The 20,083-nt window shown below is 39.7% G+C and carries 9 protein-coding genes, 25 tRNA genes, 3 rRNA genes, 1 riboswitch and 1 other annotated feature; of the genes, 3 read left to right on the forward strand and 34 right to left on the reverse strand.

The window, feature by feature from the left end; translation table 11 throughout:
* Nucleotides 1-7 precede the first annotated feature (7 nt).
* From leuS to NST49_RS00230, 4 genes are all read right to left on the reverse strand, one after another.
* Nucleotides 8-2,425: a leucine--tRNA ligase gene (leuS, locus tag NST49_RS00215; protein WP_023177038.1), complete on the reverse strand. Its 2,418-nt coding sequence runs from the start codon at nt 2,423-2,425 to the stop codon at nt 8-10.
* 67 nt (nt 2,426-2,492) lie between these two features.
* Nucleotides 2,493-2,734: a binding site (T-box leader), on the reverse strand.
* 96 nt (nt 2,735-2,830) lie between these two features.
* Nucleotides 2,831-3,160, reverse strand: coding sequence for a putative heavy metal-binding protein (locus NST49_RS00220; RefSeq protein ID WP_023177037.1), 330 nt, complete (start codon nt 3,158-3,160; stop codon nt 2,831-2,833).
* A 74-nt stretch (nt 3,161-3,234) separates the two neighbouring features.
* Nucleotides 3,235-6,543, reverse strand: a complete 3,309-nt coding sequence (locus tag NST49_RS00225) for a LysM peptidoglycan-binding domain-containing protein (RefSeq protein WP_341046411.1) — start codon at nt 6,541-6,543, stop codon at nt 3,235-3,237.
* A 236-nt stretch (nt 6,544-6,779) separates the two neighbouring features.
* Nucleotides 6,780-7,043: a hypothetical protein gene (locus NST49_RS00230; protein WP_341046413.1), complete on the reverse strand. Its 264-nt coding sequence runs from the start codon at nt 7,041-7,043 to the stop codon at nt 6,780-6,782.
* Nucleotides 7,044-7,241: 198 nt separating this feature from the next.
* Here NST49_RS00230 and NST49_RS00235 point away from each other — a divergent pair, with 198 nt between their 5' ends.
* Nucleotides 7,242-7,916, forward strand: a complete 675-nt coding sequence (locus NST49_RS00235) for a phosphatase PAP2 family protein (RefSeq protein WP_023177034.1) — start codon at nt 7,242-7,244, stop codon at nt 7,914-7,916.
* A 156-nt stretch (nt 7,917-8,072) separates the two neighbouring features.
* The gene (locus NST49_RS00240) at nt 8,073-8,651 is read left to right on the forward strand and encodes a tRNA (mnm(5)s(2)U34)-methyltransferase (protein ID WP_023177033.1); all 579 of its coding nucleotides are present in this window, start codon (nt 8,073-8,075) and stop codon (nt 8,649-8,651) included.
* A 22-nt stretch (nt 8,652-8,673) separates the two neighbouring features.
* Here the strand turns inward: NST49_RS00240 and metK are convergent, their stop codons facing one another.
* A complete protein-coding gene (metK, locus tag NST49_RS00245; RefSeq protein WP_034538365.1) occupies nt 8,674-9,864 on the reverse strand; it encodes a methionine adenosyltransferase in 1,191 nt (396 codons plus the stop codon).
* Nucleotides 9,862-9,949, reverse strand: a riboswitch (SMK box riboswitch). Its footprint overlaps the gene before it by 3 nt.
* Before the next feature lie 177 nt (nt 9,950-10,126).
* On the opposite strand from metK, the gene NST49_RS00250 reads away from it, so the two are divergent.
* Complete coding sequence (locus NST49_RS00250; RefSeq protein WP_341046418.1) at nt 10,127-10,966, forward strand: hypothetical protein; 840 nt, start codon at nt 10,127-10,129, stop codon at nt 10,964-10,966.
* 119 nt (nt 10,967-11,085) lie between these two features.
* Here NST49_RS00250 and NST49_RS00255 read toward each other — a convergent pair.
* The 29 genes from NST49_RS00255 to NST49_RS00395 form a co-directional block, all read right to left on the reverse strand.
* A tRNA-Glu gene (locus NST49_RS00255) sits at nt 11,086-11,157 on the reverse strand.
* A 20-nt stretch (nt 11,158-11,177) separates the two neighbouring features.
* Nucleotides 11,178-11,251, reverse strand: a tRNA-Ile gene (locus NST49_RS00260).
* A gap of 8 nt (nt 11,252-11,259) precedes the next feature.
* Nucleotides 11,260-11,330 (reverse strand) — tRNA-Gly (locus NST49_RS00265).
* A gap of 10 nt (nt 11,331-11,340) precedes the next feature.
* Nucleotides 11,341-11,413: transfer RNA gene (locus NST49_RS00270), tRNA-Phe, on the reverse strand.
* A gap of 15 nt (nt 11,414-11,428) precedes the next feature.
* Nucleotides 11,429-11,501: transfer RNA gene (locus NST49_RS00275), tRNA-Asp, on the reverse strand.
* A gap of 38 nt (nt 11,502-11,539) precedes the next feature.
* Nucleotides 11,540-11,612: transfer RNA gene (locus NST49_RS00280), tRNA-Met, on the reverse strand.
* A gap of 24 nt (nt 11,613-11,636) precedes the next feature.
* A tRNA-Ser gene (locus NST49_RS00285) sits at nt 11,637-11,726 on the reverse strand.
* Between the two features lie 47 nt (nt 11,727-11,773).
* Nucleotides 11,774-11,845, reverse strand: a tRNA-Glu gene (locus tag NST49_RS00290).
* Between the two features lie 25 nt (nt 11,846-11,870).
* Nucleotides 11,871-11,958, reverse strand: a tRNA-Ser gene (locus tag NST49_RS00295).
* A gap of 36 nt (nt 11,959-11,994) precedes the next feature.
* Nucleotides 11,995-12,068 (reverse strand) — tRNA-Ile (locus NST49_RS00300).
* An 8-nt stretch (nt 12,069-12,076) separates the two neighbouring features.
* Nucleotides 12,077-12,147 (reverse strand) — tRNA-Gly (locus NST49_RS00305).
* A gap of 6 nt (nt 12,148-12,153) precedes the next feature.
* Nucleotides 12,154-12,226 (reverse strand) — tRNA-Asp (locus NST49_RS00310).
* A 38-nt stretch (nt 12,227-12,264) separates the two neighbouring features.
* Nucleotides 12,265-12,337, reverse strand: a tRNA-Met gene (locus tag NST49_RS00315).
* Between the two features lie 27 nt (nt 12,338-12,364).
* A tRNA-Ser gene (locus NST49_RS00320) sits at nt 12,365-12,454 on the reverse strand.
* 37 nt (nt 12,455-12,491) lie between these two features.
* Nucleotides 12,492-12,565: transfer RNA gene (locus NST49_RS00325), tRNA-Ile, on the reverse strand.
* A gap of 25 nt (nt 12,566-12,590) precedes the next feature.
* Nucleotides 12,591-12,664 (reverse strand) — tRNA-Met (locus NST49_RS00330).
* Between the two features lie 30 nt (nt 12,665-12,694).
* Nucleotides 12,695-12,767, reverse strand: a tRNA-Ala gene (locus tag NST49_RS00335).
* 11 nt (nt 12,768-12,778) lie between these two features.
* Nucleotides 12,779-12,852: transfer RNA gene (locus NST49_RS00340), tRNA-Pro, on the reverse strand.
* A gap of 34 nt (nt 12,853-12,886) precedes the next feature.
* Nucleotides 12,887-12,960, reverse strand: a tRNA-Arg gene (locus NST49_RS00345).
* A 3-nt stretch (nt 12,961-12,963) separates the two neighbouring features.
* Nucleotides 12,964-13,052: transfer RNA gene (locus tag NST49_RS00350), tRNA-Leu, on the reverse strand.
* 50 nt (nt 13,053-13,102) lie between these two features.
* Nucleotides 13,103-13,174 (reverse strand) — tRNA-Gly (locus NST49_RS00355).
* Between the two features lie 7 nt (nt 13,175-13,181).
* Nucleotides 13,182-13,254, reverse strand: a tRNA-Thr gene (locus NST49_RS00360).
* 33 nt (nt 13,255-13,287) lie between these two features.
* Nucleotides 13,288-13,372: transfer RNA gene (locus tag NST49_RS00365), tRNA-Leu, on the reverse strand.
* 39 nt (nt 13,373-13,411) lie between these two features.
* A tRNA-Lys gene (locus tag NST49_RS00370) sits at nt 13,412-13,484 on the reverse strand.
* Nucleotide 13,485: 1 nt separating this feature from the next.
* Nucleotides 13,486-13,561: transfer RNA gene (locus tag NST49_RS00375), tRNA-Val, on the reverse strand.
* Nucleotides 13,562-13,585: 24 nt separating this feature from the next.
* A 5S ribosomal RNA gene (rrf, locus tag NST49_RS00380) occupies nt 13,586-13,701 on the reverse strand.
* Between the two features lie 91 nt (nt 13,702-13,792).
* Nucleotides 13,793-16,713: ribosomal RNA gene (locus tag NST49_RS00385) — 23S ribosomal RNA — on the reverse strand.
* Nucleotides 16,714-16,929: 216 nt separating this feature from the next.
* Nucleotides 16,930-18,491: ribosomal RNA gene (locus tag NST49_RS00390) — 16S ribosomal RNA — on the reverse strand.
* Together the 16S, 23S and 5S rRNA genes with 25 tRNA genes alongside form the textbook arrangement of a ribosomal RNA operon.
* A gap of 540 nt (nt 18,492-19,031) precedes the next feature.
* Nucleotides 19,032-19,562, reverse strand: coding sequence for a GNAT family N-acetyltransferase (locus tag NST49_RS00395; protein ID WP_023177030.1), 531 nt, complete (start codon nt 19,560-19,562; stop codon nt 19,032-19,034).
* Nucleotides 19,563-20,083 lie beyond the last annotated feature (521 nt).

Here is a 20,083-nt window from a genome sequence, read left to right on the forward strand (position 1 = left end):
AAACACTTTAGTTTGCTACAATATTTACCAATCTACCAGGAACAACAATCACTTTGCGAATTGTTTTTCCATCAATGGCTTCTTTGATCTTTTCATTATTCATTGCTAACGTTTCTAGATCTTCTTTAGAAATTTCTTTTGATGCTTGAGCTTTTGCTTTTAATTTACCGTTTACTTGGAAAACTACTTCGATTTCATCTTCTACCAAGAATTTTTCATCAAATGTCGGCCAAACAACATATGAAATACTTTCATTGCTGTTTGTTAAGTTAGCCCACAATTCTTCTGCCATATGCGGAGCAATTGGCGCAAGCAATTGAACAAAAGATTTAATATAATTCACTGGTAATGCAGTTGCTTTATAGGCTTCATTAACAAAAACCATCATTTGAGAAATAGCTGTGTTGAAGCGCAAGTGTTCAAAATCCTCGGTTACTTTTTTAACGGTTTGGTGGTAAACCACATCAAGAGATCCATCATTAAAGGTTGTGATACGGTCACGGACTTTTCCATCTTCATCCATGATCAAACGCCATACACGATCCAAGAATTTGCGGCTTCCTTCTAGCCCATTTTCACTCCAAGCAATTGAAGCATCCAACGGCCCCATAAACATTTCATACATGCGTAACGTATCTGCACCAAATTTTTCTACAACATCATCTGGATTAACAACATTCCCTTTAGATTTAGACATTTTTTCATTGTTTCCACCTAAAATCATTCCTTGATTATACAATTTTTGGAATGGTTCTTTAGTTGGAACAACACCGATATCGTAAAGGAATTTATGCCAGAAACGTGCATACAATAAATGGAGTACAGCATGCTCAGCTCCACCAATATAGATATCTACTGGTAACCATTGTTTTAGTTTTTCAGGATCAGCTAACATTTCTTCATTTTTAGGATCGATGAAACGCAAGAAATACCATGAACTCCCTGCCCATTGCGGCATTGTATTTGTATCACGGCGTCCTTTCATTCCAGTTTCGGGATCTACTACATTTACCCATTCCGTAATGTTTGCTAATGGAGACTCTCCTGTTCCACTTGGTTTGATTTCGTTTGTTTTTGGCAAGATCAACGGTAATTCTGATTCAGGCAATGTTGTTGAAGTCCCATCTTCCCAATGAATGACCGGGATAGGTTCGCCCCAATAACGTTGGCGTGCAAATAACCAGTCACGTAGACGGTAAGTTGTTTCTTTTTTTCCAAAATTATTTTCTTCTAACCATTCATTCATTTTATCGATAGCTTCTTGTTTTCCAAGACCATCTAAGAATTCAGAATTTATATGTGGACCATCTTCAGTGAAGGCAGCAGCAGCTACATTTCCACCTTCAAGTACAGGAAGAATTTCCAAGTTAAAAGCCTTAGCAAATTCATAATCACGTTCGTCATGTGCTGGAACAGCCATAATTGCACCTGTTCCATATGAAGACAACACATAATCTGCGATCCAAATAGGGATTTCTTTGCCATTGACTGGGTTTATCGCATAAGCACCAGTAAATACGCCTGTTTTATCTTTATTCAAATCTGTACGATCCAAATCACTTTTCAGACTAATTTTTTCGATATACGCTTGAACTTCAGCTTCTTGTTCAGCTGTTGTAATTTGTTTAACGAGATCTAATTCAGGTGCCAAAACACTATAAGTTGCTCCAAACAACGTATCTGGACGAGTCGTAAAGACTGTATACTTATGGTTAGTTCCTTTAACAGTAAACTCTACATTTGCACCAATTGATTTACCGATCCAGTTACGTTGCATGTCTTTGATACTTTCAGGCCAGTCAACTAATTCTAAATCATCCAGCAAACGGTCAGCATAAGCTGTAATTTTCAGCATCCATTGTTTCATAGGTTTACGGTAAACAGGGTGTCCCCCACGTTCACTCTTACCATCGATTACTTCTTCATTAGCCAATACCGTCCCTAATGCAGGACACCAGTTAACAGCTACTTCGGCTTCATAAGCCAATCCTTGTTCGTACAATTTTGTAAAGATCCATTGAGTCCATTTATAGTACTGAGGATCTGTTGTATTTACTTCTCGCTCCCAGTCATAACTAAATCCTAAAGAATTGATTTGACGACGGAATGTTTCGATATTGTGAGCTGTGAATTCAGCTGGATCGTTACCTGTATCTAGAGCATATTGCTCAGCTGGTAAGCCAAATGCATCCCAACCCATTGGATGCAATACATTGAATCCTTGAGCACGCTTCATACGAGAAATGATATCTGTTGCTGTGTATCCTTCTGGATGTCCTACATGCAGACCTTGTCCTGATGGATATGGGAACATATCTAATGCATAAAAGTTTTCCTTTTTAGGATCTTCAGTTGTTCGGAAAGTCTGATTAGAAGCCCAGTAATTTTGCCACTTCTTTTCTATCGTCTTGTGGTTAAAGCTCATATATATCCCTCTTCCATTTCTTATTCAAAATAAAAATCGTCCTATGAATGCAGATGACTATCTGTACTCATAGGACGATTAAATAATTTATTATTCGTGGTACCACCTATGTTTTCCACGACCTTATTATTCCTAATAAAATACATCGTGGACTCCTCATACCTTTAACGCAGGCGTTACGTCTTTGTCTACTATTTTTTCAACAAAGCAACTCTAAAGGCGAGTTCGAAAGTCTTTTTTATGCATTTCCACCACCCATGCACTCTCTCAAAAAAAATCATTTCTACTATTCCTTTTCACTGTTTTTTTCTATTGATTTCATTTTAACAAAAAATGACTATAGGAGCAATAAGAAAAAACAACAGTTGATTTCTAAAATGTCTTTTCAATTCGTCTATTCGTCTATTATTTAACTGTTTTAAGCTTTACTGCTGTTCCACTACAGGTAACCATAATCATGCCATTATCTGATCCTAATGTCTCATAGTCCATTTTAACCCCTACAATAGCATCTGCCCCTTGTTCGTCAGCTCTTGTTTCCATTTCCTCTAACGCTTTACTACGAGCTTCTAATAATTCGTTCTCATAACCTTGAGAGCGTCCGCCAAACATGTTTCGCAAGCCCGCTCCCATATCTTTAAACATATTGATACCAGAGATAACTTCACCAAATACAATTCCTTCATAAGAAGAAATTTCAAAACCTTCAACAGAAGTAGTTGTCGTAACGATCATCATTTTCACTCCCTTTTTAGTTATCTTACAGCACAAAAGGAGACTCAAATTTTATGTTGAGTCTCCTTCTATGATTATTTGATAATCAAAGACTGACCAACAAATATAACATCTGATTTTAAGTAATTCGCTGATTTCAAATCTGAGATAGACATACTATATTTTTGAGCAATATCCCAAAGAGTATCGCCACTTACAACTTTATGCGTAGTTGCACTAGTTGGTGTTGTTACTATTGAAACAGCATTCGTGCTTTTTAAAACTAGTTTTTGACCTACATAAATTGTATCCGTTGATAAATTATTCCATGATTTTAAGTTCGCTACAGATACACCATTTTTTGACCCAATACCAGTTAACGTGTCACCGGATTTTACAGTATACGATGTGCTGCTTGTGTTCCCTGTACTTGGTGTTGTCGTTGACCCACCAGTCGATGTTGAACCGCCTTTAATCGTCAATGTTTGGTTCACATAGATCGCGTCTGTTTTCAAACTATTCCATGATTTCAAGTCCGATACAGTTACGCCGTATTTTGAACCAATTCCAGTTAACGTGTCACCGGATTTTACAGTATACGATGTGCTGCTTGTGTTCCCTGTACTTGGTGTTGTCGTTGACCCACCAGTCGATATTGAACCGCCTTTAATCGTCAATGTTTGGTTCACATAGATCGCGTCTGTTTTCAAACTATTCCATGATTTCAAGTCCGATACAGTTACGCCGTATTTTGACCCAATACCAGTTAACGTGTCACCGGATTTCACAGTATACGATGTGCTACTTGTGTTCCCTGTACTTGGTGTTGTCGTTGACCCACCAGTCGATGTTGAACCGCCTTTAATCGTCAATGTTTGATTCACATAGATCGCGTCTGTTTTCAAACTATTCCATGATTTCAAGTTCGCTACAGTTACACCGTATTTTGAACCAATTCCAGTCAATGTGTCACCGGATTTCACAGTATACGATGTGCTGCTTGTGTTCCCTGTACTTGGTGTTGTCGTTGATCCACCTGAAGTTGAACCGCCTTTAATCGTTAACGTTTGATTCACATAAATCGTATCTGATTTTAAGTTGTTCCATGATTTTAAGTTTGACACAGATACACCGTATTTTGAACCAATACCTGTTAACGTATCACCAGATTTTACAGTATACGATGTACTGCTTGTGTTCCCTGTACTTGGTGTTGTCGTCGTGCCGCCTGAAGTTGAACCGCCTTTAATCGTTAACGTTTGATTCACATAAATCGTATCTGATTTTAAGTTGTTCCATGATTTCAAGTTTGACACAGATACACCGTATTTTGAACCAATACCTGTTAACGTATCACCAGATTTTACAGTATACGATGTACTGCTTGTGTTCCCTGTACTTGGTGTTGTCGTTGATCCACCTGAAGTTGAACCGCCTTTAATCGTCAACGTTTGATTCACATAAATCGTATCTGATTTTAAGTTGTTCCATGATTTCAAGTTTGACACAGATACGCCGTATTTTGAACCAATACCTGTTAAAGTGTCACCAGATTTTACAGTATATGACGTTTCGCCTGTATTCGACGACCCTGTATTTCCTGTATTTCCAGTGCTTGGTGTTGTTGAAGAATTATCATTTGATTCAGGAGTTGTTGTTGATCCTCCTGAAGATTTTGTATCATATTGTGTTAAGTTATATGCATTTATAATAGCATTTAATTTAGATGCATAAGTTGGGTCCGTCGCATAACGCCCTTGTAACCAAGCTGTTGCCTCAAATGCATTTGATGAATTACTTACCCAAGCTCCAGAATAATAGCCATGATCCCATGAAGTTCCATTTTTTATTAAATTTGCATTATCTTGTAAAGACTCAGCATAAGACGGGTATTTCTTAAAGTTTTGCGGAATGTAAATCCAGCCTGTTGAAGAACTCCATTCAGAAGTATACATCGTAACTGTATTTCCGTTGTAGCTTCCTTTGATACCAAATAGATTGTAGTTTGGACTAGTTGCTAGTTTACTGCTGCCATAGCCACTTTCTAAAGCTGCTTGTGCAATCATAACAGAAGCATATAAATCATTTTTAGCTGCAACTTGCTTTGCATAAGAGGCAATAGCATTAACAAAACCAGCTGGTGTTGTTGCATTTGCAATAGAGTCATTTGTTTTAGAAGGCGTTGGAGTTGTTACGTTCTTGGCTGCTGCTTCATTTAATGCTAAAACTTGTCCAACTTTAATTAAATCTGAAGACAAATTGTTCCATTTTTTCAAGTTTGCTACAGTCACATTATTGGCTTTACTAATTTTATTTAGTGTATCTCCCGATTTTACTGTGTACGTTTTTGCTGTTGCTACAGAAGTTGTTGCTACTGCTGTTGTTTTAGCTGAAGTCGTTGCAACTTTTAAAGTAACTGCAGTTGTTTTAGCCGAAGTCGTTGTAGTTTTCGGAGCAACTACCTTGGCTTTAACCGTTTCTTTTACAACTTCCTTTTTAACCTCTTCTTTTACAATTGTCGGTTCTTCTACTACTGGTTCTTCAGATTCTACAATAGTTTCAACCGTATCTTCTGCTTCTTCTGGAATACTAGGTTCAGCTTCGTTTGGAAGTTCTGCAACTTCTGGTTCTATAATTTCTTGTTCTACTGCTTCAATTGCTTCTACTTCTGGTACATCTTTTTCAATTTCATTTGGTAGTTCTACAACTTCTGATTCGCTCGGTTCAGCAACAAGATCAATTTCTTCTTCTACTACTTTTTCAGATTCATCTTTTGAAATAGTATCCTCAATCTCAAGTGATTCCTCTACTACTTCTGGTTTTAACACTTCAATTTCTTCAGCTGTATCTTCTTCTGAAACATCGCTTTCATCTTTAACTGCCTCGGTTGGTTCAGTAGTAGAATCATTTAACTCACCAGTTATTCCGGTACCTGCTTCATTTTCTATTTCTTCATTTGATTCTTCTGTTAATTTTTCTAGAGCAGTTAAAATTAATTCATCAATTTCTTCAACTGATAATTCGTCAAATTTTAAAGTTTCAAAATCTTCTGTAGATATAATAGTTTTTAATTCTTTAATTTTTTGTTCTTTCTCAATTAAATCGTCTTGTGATATGTACTCGCTACTGTCCGTTTCTACAGCTGTCTTTGTGGTTGCTTCTTCGGTTACATTAGTTACATTGCTGTTATGTTCAAGCGTTTCTTCCAATTTTTTACTACTTGTATCAGCTAATTCATTTGCGCTAGCTGATGCAGAAAAAGTTGGAAATGCTAGTAAACTCACTAATAAAGTTGTGCTAAAAACAGCTGTGCCTTTTTTCATCAATCCATTAGTATATCCTGATTGATCAAAACTTTTTTTATTTTTTTCAGCTGAAATTCTTTCTTTTCTTGTTTTTTCCAAAGTGAGTACCTCCTACTTTTATTCTTTAATCATTCTCAAGGTCTACTTTATTGTAAAGCACTTGCTATTTTATTATATCTTTCCCATAGATAGAATGGAAGGTTAAGTTAAGTAGAAGACCTTTTTTTAATATACGTTACACAACCGTAATATACACATATAGCGTTTCACTAAAATAGACAAAAAAATCAACCTAAATGTATAGTGACATTAGGTTGATTCGACTCATTTATCATTTAAGCAAAAGAAGTATCTGTTATCCAATCTTGTTGCAACAAAAAGTATGTATCTTTATTGTATGGTATCCAAAGATCAGCTGCAATAATATCTATAATAGCGTCCCAAAACACCGAATCTGTTTGTTGTTGTTTGGTTGTATTAAGCACTAGGCTCTTTCCATTTTCTGTTTGTACTAAAATTTTTGGAAATTGAATGCTCTTAATTTGACACGTCCCTATTAGTTGAACATATTCACTGTCATCAATTAGCATGTATTTCACTCCCTTAACCTACTACATTTAGTATATTCTTCAACTATTAAAAAAGAAATAAGAAAGTGTGTTTTTTAAAAAAAGTTATTATTTTTTTACTGATAGTCTTTGTTCTGTTTAATACTTTTAGTTTATTCTATACGTAGAATATGCTAAACTTATTTTTTCAATAAGTATATCCAATTTATAGAAAGTATGAGAAAAATTATGAAATCTAAAACATCTTTTTTTACCTCGAATTATTTTTTATTGTGTCTAGTGTTACTCATTCCTTTTAGTGTACTTGCATATGGAGTCGCACAGCAAGCTGAGTGGATCAATGTGTTTGACCACTTTATCGCCTCTCCTATCTTAATGAATCGTTCTCCTAAAAGCACTGCTTTTTATTCATTTATAACCGATATGGGTGGAACCTTTTTTATTGTACTTCTTACGTTGATCGTCAGTCTTTATTTTATTTGGCAAAAGAAAGATACTAAAACAGCATATTGGTTTATTTTACATGTTGCTCTAGGAGCTGGGCTCTTAAATCAAGTCGTAAAATTCTTTTTCCAGAGAACTCGGCCAACTATTGAACATTTGGTTTTACAAGACGGTTATAGTTTTCCAAGCGGTCATTCTATGGCTTCCTTAATTTGTTATGGTGGAATTGCTTTTTTGATCATCCACTTCACTCAAAAAAAATGGATTAAGTGGTTAACTTGTTTAATAACCGTACTCATTGTTAGTATTGTTGGTTTAAGTCGTATTTACTTGGGGGTACATTTTCCTTCTGATGTAGTTGCTGGATTTTGTTTAGCAGGTTCTTGGTTTGCTCTTTCTGCAGCCTTTTACTCTATTAAACTAAAAAAAATTAACAGAATTAAAAAGACTACATTTTAGCCATATAGACCCCTAAACAAGATTATTTAAATAGAAAGAAGGAAATTGACGTCTCACTCCAATTTCCTTCTTTTTTGATTATTCCATATTTATTTATAAATGATAAAATAGAATAAATAAGTCCATTCATTGATCGGATAGGAAGGATGAATAATCATGCTTGAAAATGCTCTACACTATAGTCGTACTTTATTAAAAAATACTCTTGTACCTGGGGATATTGTTATCGATGCTACAATAGGAAATGGGAACGACACAGTTCTGTTAGCAACATTAGTAGGTAAAACTGGGAAGGTTTATGGCTTTGACTTACAAGAACAAGCCATTAAAAAAACCAAAGAAAAACTGCTCTTAACCGGCTTAACCGACCAAGTTGTGTTATTTCAGCAAGGTCATGAGACGCTTAGTTCTGTACTGCCTGAAAATACTCTTTTAGCTGGAGCAATTTTTAATTTAGGCTATCTGCCTAAAGGTGATAAGACCATTATTACAAAGGCTGAAACTACATTAATCGCCATCAAAGAAATTTTACCTCGCCTAAGAAAAGGAGGTTTGCTTCTACTCGTTGTTTATTATGGTCATGAGGGAGGAAAAGAAGAAAAAGAGACTGTACTTAATTATGTCCAAACACTTCCTCAAATGAATTACACTGTTTTACGTTACGACTTTTTAAATCAAAAAAACAATCCACCTTTATTAATAGCTATTGAAAAAAAAGAAAGAAATGACAACTAAGCGTCATTTCTTTCTTTTTACATTATTTAGCTAAAAATAATTTCAAATCGTCAACTTTATCTGTATGTTCCCAAGTTAAATCAATATCGGTACGACCAAAGTGACCATATGCTGCAGTTTGTTTATAGATTGGTCTTTGTAAATCCAACATTTTGATAATACCAGCTGGTCTTAAATCAAAATTAGCACGTACTGCTTCAATTAATTTTGATTCTGAAATGGTTCCAGTTTCAAATGTATCAATAGAAATAGAAACTGGGTGTGCTACTCCGATTGCATAAGCCAATTGAACTTCACATTTATCTGCAAATCCAGCAGCCACAATATTTTTCGCAATATAACGAGCTGCATAACTTGCTGATCTATCTACTTTTGTAGGATCTTTCCCAGAGAAAGCACCTCCACCATGACGAGCATATCCGCCATAAGTATCAACGATAATTTTACGTCCAGTTAAACCTGCGTCTCCTTGAGGTCCTCCGATAACGAAGCGACCGGTTGGATTAATAAAGTATTTAGTCTCTGTATCTAGTAATTCACTAGGAATTTCATGTTTGATGACAAGTTCCATCATATCTTTTTTCAATAATTCATATGTCACATCTGGATGATGTTGAGTACTTATAACGATTGTGTCTACACGCAAAGGTTTATTATTTTCATCATATTCAACCGTAACTTGAGCTTTCGCATCTGGTCTTAAGTAAGAAACCAGCTTTTCTTTTCTAACTATAGATAGACGTTTTGTCAAACGGTGGCTCAATGAAATAGGTAATGGCATTAGTTCAGGTGTTTCGTTTACAGCAAAACCAAACATTAACCCTTGGTCCCCTGCACCAATTTGATCTAATTCATCTTGATTCGTTTCTTTAGATTCAATAGACTCATCAACACCTTGAGCAATATCTCTTGATTGTTCATCAATAGATACGATTACAGCACAAGTATCTGCGTCAAAACCATATTTAGCTCTTGTATACCCTATTTCACGAATTGTATCACGTACTGTTTTTTGGATATCAACATACGTTGTAGTAGAAATTTCTCCTGCTACTAATACTAAACCTGTTGTTACAATCGTTTCGCAAGCAACGCGTGCGTCCGGATCTTTTGTTAAAATTGCATCCAATATAGCATCACTGACTTGATCCGCTATTTTATCTGGATGTCCTTCTGAAACAGATTCAGAAGTAAATAATCTTCTTTCTGACATTACTTTGTTCCCCCTTTAAATTTTCGGTTACAAGGCTTCTCCACTTCTAAAGTGAATCCTCTCGGGAATCCGATTTGCAAACCTTATATATTCTACCATACTTCATTATCTATTAGTATAGAATGTGTTGTTTTTGTACTAAATTGATTGAAAGCCGATTTGCTTATCATTAAATATGCACTCTTATACTTTATTTATCTATACCCTTATCTCTTTTTTAGGTAAAATAAGAATAGACAAACAGTTAAAAGGGGTTTTTAAATTGTTCCAATCTATCTTCAAAACTATAAACCATTATCTTTACCATCCTTTATTTTTAGTTTTAACCATTCCTTTATCTTACTTAATAAGTGGGACTTTGTATGCAGGTCAGTATGCTCACTTTAGTGTTGTGCATTTTTTCTTATTGTATAGTTTTACTTTTATCAACCATTTATTAGGGAATTTTCTATTTAAAAAGACTAAGGAATCGATTTCTTATTTTCAATTGTCTTTTATTGCTTTCGAAATCATTAATCTACTGCTTATCTTCTATTTTTCTTTTAGAGTCCATTATTTAGCTGGTTTGCTATTACTTTTGTACAGTTTAGTGATTCATCTACAATTCTATCTTGTTAAACAAGGTTATGCTTGGCTAATGTTAGTTTTCTCTAGTATTTTTAAAGGTGGGATTTTAACCTACTTAAGTTTTTATGTTCAAGCTAACTTTATCCCCTCAACTCTTTTTTACTGGAGCATTCCTCTAGTCCTAGTTGTATTCTTAGTAGAGTTTGGAAAACTTCAATTAAATTATGGAAGTATCCATAAAGATTTCAGCAACGATCAGACAACCTTATTATTTTTAAAACAAGAGCTGTTTAATCGCATCTTTTTAGGATTGACTGTTCTTATTTATCTCATCAGCTTTATCATCTTTATTCCTACATTTAACAAACTGAGTTTTATTATTTTATTGACTATTCCTTTCGCTCTTAGCATTATTCAGTCCATTCTATCTACTAAAAAAACTGTTCCAACTAAACTTAAACAAAGAATGCTGTATGTCTATTCTATTTCTTTCTTTATCGCATTTAGTATTATTTTATTTGTCCATATATTTTAATTTTCTCTTCCCGTATATCCCTTTCAGTACTAGCAAGATTAAGTTTCTAGTACTGTTTTTTCTAATCAATACAAAAAAAGAACAAGAGAATTTTCTCTTGTTCTTTTTTTGTTATTTTATGACCCGTACGGGAATCGAACCCGTGATACCGCCGTGAAAGGGCGGTGTCTTAACCGCTTGACCAACGGGCCAGTTTACTATTTTTAATTAATGGGCCTAAATGGACTCGAACCATCGACCTCACGCTTATCAGGCGTGCGCTCTAACCAGCTGAGCTATAGGCCCATAAAAAAAGCGGGTGACGAGAATCGAACTCGCATCAACAGCTTGGAAGGCTGTGGTTTTACCACTAAACTACACCCGCATTACATAAATGGCCTGGGACAGAATCGAACTGCCGACACCTTGAGCTTCAATCAAGTGCTCTACCAACTGAGCTACCAGGCCAACTATTCAATTAAACGGTCTCGACGGGAATCGAACCCGCGATCTTCTGCGTGACAGGCAGACATGTTAACCCCTACACCACGAGACCTTTTTTATTTTTAAACTATCTTTTATAAAAAAGATAAATTGCGGGGACAGGACTTGAACCTGTGACCTTCGGGTTATGAGCCCGACGAGCTGCCAACTGCTCCACCCCGCGATAATATTAATATTAATTTGAAAAAGGAGGATAAGGGATTCGAACCCTTGCGTGCTTTTACACACCTGACGGTTTTCAAGACCGTTCCCTTCAGCCGGACTTGGGTAATCCTCCATAAGACTGATAAGATATTTCAGTATTAAATTAAACATAATTGTTTATGACCCGTACGGGAATCGAACCCGTGATACCGCCGTGAAAGGGCGGTGTCTTAACCGCTTGACCAACGGGCCGAAAAAAACACAAAAAAATAAATTACGGAGAAGGAGGGATTTGAACCCTCGCGCCGCGTTAACGACCTACACCCTTAGCAGGGGCGCCTCTTCAGCCACTTGAGTACTTCCCCAAAAAACCAAAATAGTTAATTATTTAATTTATTCAATGGGCCTAAATGGACTCGAACCATCGACCTCACGCTTATCAGGCGTGCGCTCTAACCAGCTGAGCTATAGGCCCATAAAAAAAGCGGGTGACGAGAATCGAACTCGCATCAACAGCTTGGAAGGCTGTGGTTTTACCACTAAACTACACCCGCAAAAAACGGTCTCGACGGGAATCGAACCCGCGATCTTCTGCGTGACAGGCAGACATGTTAACCCCTACACCACGAGACCTTTTTTACTTTTATACTATCTTTTTTACAAAAGATAAATTGCGGGGACAGGACTTGAACCTGTGACCTTCGGGTTATGAGCCCGACGAGCTGCCAACTGCTCCACCCCGCGATAATATTAATGAATCATTTTAAAAAAAGGAGGATAAGAGATTCGAACTCTTGCGTGCTTTTACACACCTGACGGTTTTCAAGACCGTTCCCTTCAGCCGGACTTGGGTAATCCTCCATAATGATACAAGGTTACTTTAATCTTTACTGATTAATGGACCTTGTAGGACTCGAACCTACGACCGGACGGTTATGAGCCGTCTGCTCTAACCAACTGAGCTAAAGGTCCAAGATCTTTTAAATAATAATAATAATAGCGGCGAAGGGGATCGAACCCCCGACCTCCCGGGTATGAACCGGACGCTCTAGCCAGCTGAGCTACACCGCCATAATAATAAGGTGAATATTTTTAAAAAAGTGGAGCCTAGCGGGATCGAACCGCTGACCTCCTGCGTGCAAGGCAGGCGCTCTCCCAGCTGAGCTAAGGCCCCTAAATTTTAAATCGGGAAGACAGGATTCGAACCTGCGACCCCTTGGTCCCAAACCAAGTGCTCTACCAAGCTGAGCTACTTCCCGTAATGCTGAGTTTTATCTTTTTTTACAAAAGAAATGCACCCAAGAGGACTTGAACCTCTAACCCCTTGATTCGTAGTCAAGTACTCTATCCAATTGAGCTATGGGTGCAAATGGTGCCGAGGGCCGGAATCGAACCGGCACGGTGATCACTCACCGCAGGATTTTAAGTCCTGTGCGTCTACCTGTTCCGCCACCCCGGCATTAGAACAGCTTGTCATTCTTACGAATGAGCTCACTAGTTGAACTAGTAAGCGAAAGACGGGATTCGAACCCGCGACCCCCACCTTGGCAAGGTGATGTTCTACCACTGAACTACTTTCGCAACAAAATGCCGGCTAAAGGAGTTGAACCCTCGACCCTCTGATTACAAATCAGATGCTCTACCAACTGAGCTAAGCCGGCTAAAGTGGTACTTCACTAATCATTCAAAAAAAATGGTGCGGGTGAAGGGACTTGAACCCCCACGTCTTTCAACGCTAGATCCTAAATCTAGTGCGTCTGCCAATTCCGCCACACCCGCAAAAGTATGGCATAACTAAACATGTTGAATGATTAGTTATGAGTCATGCAGGATTCGAACCTGCGACCCTCTGATTAAAAGTCAGATGCTCTACCAACTGAGCTAATGACTCATGGTGGAGGTTGACGGGATCGAACCGCCGACCCTCTGCTTGTAAGGCAGATGCTCTCCCAGCTGAGCTAAACCTCCATCTGAGAAAAAATAATTGAATCTGCGTGGCAGCGTCCTACTCTCACAAAGGGAAACCCTTCACTACCATCGGCGCTAAGAAGCTTAACTGCTGTGTTCGGCATGGGAACAGGTGTGACCTTCTTGCCATCGCCACCACACAAATTTCAATCTAGAGAACGTTGTTCTCTCAAAACTGGATAAGTTAAAAGTTTGTTCTTCGTTTAGAAACCGTCGTACACCGTTTATTCTTTGGTTAAGTCCTCGACCGATTAGTATTGGTCCGCTCCATCTATCGCTAGACTTCCACTTCCAACCTATCAACCTGATCATCTCTCAGGGGTCTTACTCACTTACGTGATGGGAAATCTCATCTTGAGGGGGGCTTCACGCTTAGATGCTTTCAGCGTTTATCCCGTCCACACATAGCTACCCAGCAATGCCCTTGGCAGAACAACTGGTACACCAGAGGTGTGTCCATCCCGGTCCTCTCGTACTAAGGACAGCTCCTCTCAAATTTCCTACGCCCGCGACGGATAGGGACCGAACTGTCTCACGACGTTCTGAACCCAGCTCGCGTACCGCTTTAATGGGCGAACAGCCCAACCCTTGGGACCGACTACAGCCCCAGGATGCGATGAGCCGACATCGAGGTGCCAAACCTCCCCGTCGATGTGGACTCTTGGGGGAGATAAGCCTGTTATCCCCAGGGTAGCTTTTATCCGTTGAGCGATGGCCCTTCCATGCGGAACCACCGGATCACTAAGCCCGACTTTCGTCCCTGCTCGACTTGTAGGTCTCGCAGTCAAGCTCCCTTATGCCTTTACACTCTGCGAATGATTTCCAACCATTCTGAGGGAACCTTTGGGCGCCTCCGTTACACTTTAGGAGGCGACCGCCCCAGTCAAACTGCCCGTCAGACACTGTCTCCCAGCCCGATAAGGGCTGTGGGTTAGAGTGGTCATACAGCAAGGGTAGTATCCCACCAACGCCTCCACCAAGACTGGCGTCCTGGCTTCAATGGCTCCTACCTATCCTGTACAAGCTGTACAAACACTCAATATCAAACTGCAGTAAAGCTCCATGGGGTCTTTCCGTCCTGTCGCGGGTAACCTGCATCTTCACAGGTACTATAATTTCACCGAGTCTCTCGTTGAGACAGTGCCCAGATCGTTACGCCTTTCGTGCGGGTCGGAACTTACCCGACAAGGAATTTCGCTACCTTAGGACCGTTATAGTTACGGCCGCCGTTTACTGGGGCTTCAATTCTGAGCTTCGCCCGAGAGCTAACCCATCCTCTTAACCTTCCAGCACCGGGCAGGCGTCAGCCCCTATACGTCATCTTACGATTTTGCAGAGACCTGTGTTTTTGATAAACAGTCGCCTGGGCCTATTCACTGCGGCTGACCAATTGGTCAGCACCCCTTCTCCCGAAGTTACGGGGTCATTTTGCCGAGTTCCTTAACGAGAGTTCTCTCGCACACCTTAGGATTCTCTCCTCGACTACCTGTGTCGGTTTGCGGTACGGGCAGTTTGTTTCTAACTAGAAGCTTTTCTTGACAGTGTGACATCGGGAACTTCGGTACTTAATTTCCCTCCCCATCACAACTTGTTCTTAAAGAAGCAAGCATTTGACTCACTTCAAAACTTGTTGCTTGGACGCGCATATCCAACAGCGCGTATTCCTTAGCCTACTGTGTCCCTCCATTGTTCAAACAAAACAAACTGGTACAGGAATCTCAACCTGTTGTCCATCGTCTACGCCATTCGGCCTCGACTTAGGTCCCGACTAACCCTGGGAGGACGAGCCTTCCCCAGGAAACCTTAGTCATTCGGTGGACGGGATTCTCACCCGTCTTTCGCTACTCATACCGGCATTCTCACTTCTAAGCGCTCCACTAGTCCTCACGATCTAGCTTCAACGCCCTTAGAACGCTCTCCTACCATAGAACCAATGGTTCTATCCACAGCTTCGGTGTTATGTTTAGCCCCGGTAAATTTTCGGCGCAGGGTCACTCGACTAGTGAGCTATTACGCACTCTTTAAATGATGGCTGCTTCTGAGCCAACATCCTAGTTGTCTAAGCAACTCCACATCCTTTTCCACTTAACATAAACTTTGGGACCTTAGCTGGTGGTCTGGGCTGTTTCCCTTTCGACTACGGATCTTATCACTCGCAGTCTGACTCCCGGATATAAATCAATGGCATTCGGAGTTTATCTGAATTCGGTAACCCGAGAAGGGCCCCTAGTCCAAACAGTTGCTCTACCTCCATGATTCTAATTCCGAGGCTAGCCCTAAAGCTATTTCGGAGAGAACCAGCTATCTCCAAGTTCGATTGGAATTTCTCCGCTACCCACACCTCATCCCCGCATTTTTCAACATACGTGGGTTCGGTCCTCCAGTGCGTATTACCGCACCTTCAACCTGGACATGGGTAGATCACTTGGTTTCGGGTCTACGACCACATACTCATTCGCCCTATTCAGACTCGCTTTCGCTACGGCTCCGTCTCATCAACTTAACCTCGCATGGGATCGTAACTCGCCGGTTCATTCTACAAAAGGCACGCTATCACCCATTAACGGGCTTTAACTATTTGTAGGCACACGGTTTCAGGGGCTATTTCACTCCTCTTCCGAGGTTCTTTTCACCTTTCCCTCACGGTACTGGTTCACTATCGGTCACTAGGGAGTATTTAGCCTTGGGAGATGGTCCTCCCGGATTCCGACGGAATTTCTCGTGTTCCGCCGTACTCAGGATACTGATCAGAGTGGATGTGGTTTCGGATACAGGGCTTTTACCTTCTTCGGCAGACCTTTCCAGGTCGCTTCTCCTACCAAATCCATTTATGACTCTATGTGTTCAGTCCTACAACCCCAGAAAGCAAGCTTTCTGGTTTGGGCTATTCCCGTTTCGCTCGCCGCTACTCAGGGAATCGATTTTTCTTTCTCTTCCTGCAGGTACTTAGATGTTTCAGTTCTCTGCGTCTACCTCTACTAACCTATGTATTCAGTTAGCAGTAACATCCTATCAAAGATGCTGGGTTCCCCCATTCGGAAATCTTTGGATCAAAGCTTACTTACAGCTCCCCAAAGCATATCGGCGTTAGTCCCGTCCTTCATCGGCTCCTAGTGCCAAGGCATTCACCGTGCGCCCTTATTAACTTAACCTATGGTTAATCGTTAATGTTCAATACTCATCTTACGATGAGAACCTTAAAAAACTCATTTTTAAAACTTTTCGGTGTGTTTCTGGTTTCTTACTTGAATTACAATTTTTAACTTTATCCAGTTTTCAAAGAACAACATCTATCTATTGAGAAGATTAGACCTCTCAAAACTAAACAAAGTAAGTACGAATGTGTGGGTTTCCGTTATATTCCTTAGAAAGGAGGTGATCCAGCCGCACCTTCCGATACGGCTACCTTGTTACGACTTCACCCCAATTATCTGTCCCACCTTAGGCGGCTGGCTCCCAAAAGGGTTACCTCACCGACTTCGGGTGTTACAAACTCTCGTGGTGTGACGGGCGGTGTGTACAAGACCCGGGAACGTATTCACCGCGGCGTGCTGATCCGCGATTACTAGCGATTCCGGCTTCATGCAGGCGAGTTGCAGCCTGCAATCCGAACTGAGAATGGCTTTAAGAGATTAGCTTGGCCTCGCGACCTTGCGACTCGTTGTACCATCCATTGTAGCACGTGTGTAGCCCAGGTCATAAGGGGCATGATGATTTGACGTCATCCCCACCTTCCTCCGGTTTATCACCGGCAGTCTCACTAGAGTGCCCAACTGAATGCTGGCAACTAATAATAGGGGTTGCGCTCGTTGCGGGACTTAACCCAACATCTCACGACACGAGCTGACGACAACCATGCACCACCTGTCACTTTGTCCCCGAAGGGAAAGCTCTATCTCTAGAGTGGTCAAAGGATGTCAAGACCTGGTAAGGTTCTTCGCGTTGCTTCGAATTAAACCACATGCTCCACCGCTTGTGCGGGTCCCCGTCAATTCCTTTGAGTTTCAACCTTGCGGTCGTACTCCCCAGGCGGAGTGCTTAATGCGTTAGCTGCAGCACTGAAGGGCGGAAACCCTCCAACACTTAGCACTCATCGTTTACGGCGTGGACTACCAGGGTATCTAATCCTGTTTGCTCCCCACGCTTTCGAGCCTCAGCGTCAGTTACAGACCAGAGAGTCGCCTTCGCCACTGGTGTTCCTCCACATATCTACGCATTTCACCGCTACACGTGGAATTCCACTCTCCTCTTCTGCACTCAAGTTCTCCAGTTTCCAATGACCCTCCCCGGTTGAGCCGGGGGCTTTCACATCAGACTTAAAGAACCGCCTGCGCTCGCTTTACGCCCAATAAATCCGGACAACGCTTGCCACCTACGTATTACCGCGGCTGCTGGCACGTAGTTAGCCGTGGCTTTCTGGTTAGATACCGTCAGGGGATGAGCAGTTACTCTCATCCTTGTTCTTCTCTAACAACAGAGTTTTACGATCCGAAAACCTTCTTCACTCACGCGGCATTGCTCCGTCAGACTTTCGTCCATTGCGGAAGATTCCCTACTGCTGCCTCCCGTAGGAGTCTGGGCCGTGTCTCAGTCCCAGTGTGGCCGATCACCCTCTCAGGTCGGCTACGTATCATCGCCTTGGTGAGCCATTACCTCACCAACTAGCTAATACGCCGCGGGTCCATCCATAAGCGGTAGCCGAAGCCACCTTTTTTCCATCTGTCAGGAGACAATTGGAAATATGCGGTATTAGCATCCGTTTCCGGATGTTATCCCCCTCTTATGGGCAGGTTACCCACGTGTTACTCACCCGTCCGCCACTCTTTTGTCTCGGTGGGTGCAAGCACCCGGTGAAACAAAAGCGTTCGACTTGCATGTATTAGGCATGCCGCCAGCGTTCGTCCTGAGCCAGGATCAAACTCTCATATAAAATGATGCTTGAAGCTCATTATTGATTGCTAGCGAATAATTATTCACTATATTTGTTACTGTTGACTCAGCACTGCTGAGTCACCCTCACATTTGGTTCGTCTTACTTTGTTTAGTTTTCAAAGGTCTAAAGCTTGTTGTTTTGTTTCTGACAACTTCTAAATTATAGCAGTTGTTTTTCAACTTGTCAACAACTTTTTAAATAAATATTTTTTTATTTGAATATTTATCCATTTGCCAGCTCAGTTATTTCATGAGGACTTTAGTAGAATAACATATCTCTTTACGTTCTGTCAACATTATTTTTACAATAACATTTCCGAACTACTAGGTCTATCACGTATCTCTCTTAGCGACATCAATTACTATAACAAGTTTTTTAAGACTGGTCAATAAAAAGATTTCCTTTTTTTTACTTTTTTTCAAAAAACGTATATTTTATCATTTTATTGCATTTTAATTTGCCTTACATAAATCAAAGGTATACAAAATTAAGTATATTTTAAAAAATGGCTTTAGGATTGTTCGCTTTTTCCGAAAATCATTTTATTACATATTGATACAAATTAAAGTCATTTATTTGTTCTCCTGCATTAACATCTTTTACACAATCAATAAAATCAAATTTTTCTTGTTGATACATTTGATTTAAAAATCTATTTTCAGCAATGCAATCTAACCGAAGTGCTTTTTTTCGTTCTTGTTTCGCATATTCTTTTGCTGCATTGATCATCAAATGCGGAATACCCATTCCTGATTTATTTCTTTTTATATTTAATCGATGAAGGTAATAAAAATCATTACTTGAATCTGCTCCCCATAACGTAACATCCCACTTACTTTGGCAATCCCATAAAATGAACATCCCTGCTAGTTCATTATCAACTGTTCCATAGAAGACCTCTCCTCTTAAAATTGCACTTGCTGTATCGTGGTTATCTTTGCCATCTAATATTCCGTTCCATTGTAAAGAACCTTTAGCTTTTAACCATAATGCCGTTTCTTTAAGTAGCCCTTCAATCATTTCGAAATCTTCAGGCTTTGCTTGATGTAATATAAAATTTTTGTTCATATTATTCTCCTTTCTTCTATATAAGAGTAAATCACAACTATTTTTTGATTATTAGAATACTTTACTATAGACAAACTCTACTATTCAACATCTTTTTCACTTTTTCTATTTATATGTTGGCTTATTTAACAAAAAAAATAACTAGGCAAAACTATATGCCTGCTCAAATAAACTATTAAAAAAATGTTCGATGTGTCTTTTACAAATAATACTTGCTTTCTTAATAAGTCAGCTAATAAATAGCATAACGCTAAAAGTACACCCAAATATAAGAAGCTTAAAAAAAACTCCTAAACCACTGATCAGAATAAAAGAACTCGCGAGAGATTTAAAAATTAGATTAAGTGCAGGAAAGTTTAACCTGGTTTGGATCATAATTTTTATAGACAGTTCAATAAGCTTACAATAATCCGAATAAAATAACAGCTAACTTTTATAATTAATCCGACTTCAATTTCTACTTTTCTTTATATTCTATACTAACTTAAAGAAATCATTTATTCTAACCCATTTAACTAGCT

The organism is Carnobacterium sp. FSL W8-0810, from assembly GCF_038007125.1.
Lineage (GTDB): Bacteria > Bacillota > Bacilli > Lactobacillales > Carnobacteriaceae > Carnobacterium_B > Carnobacterium_B inhibens.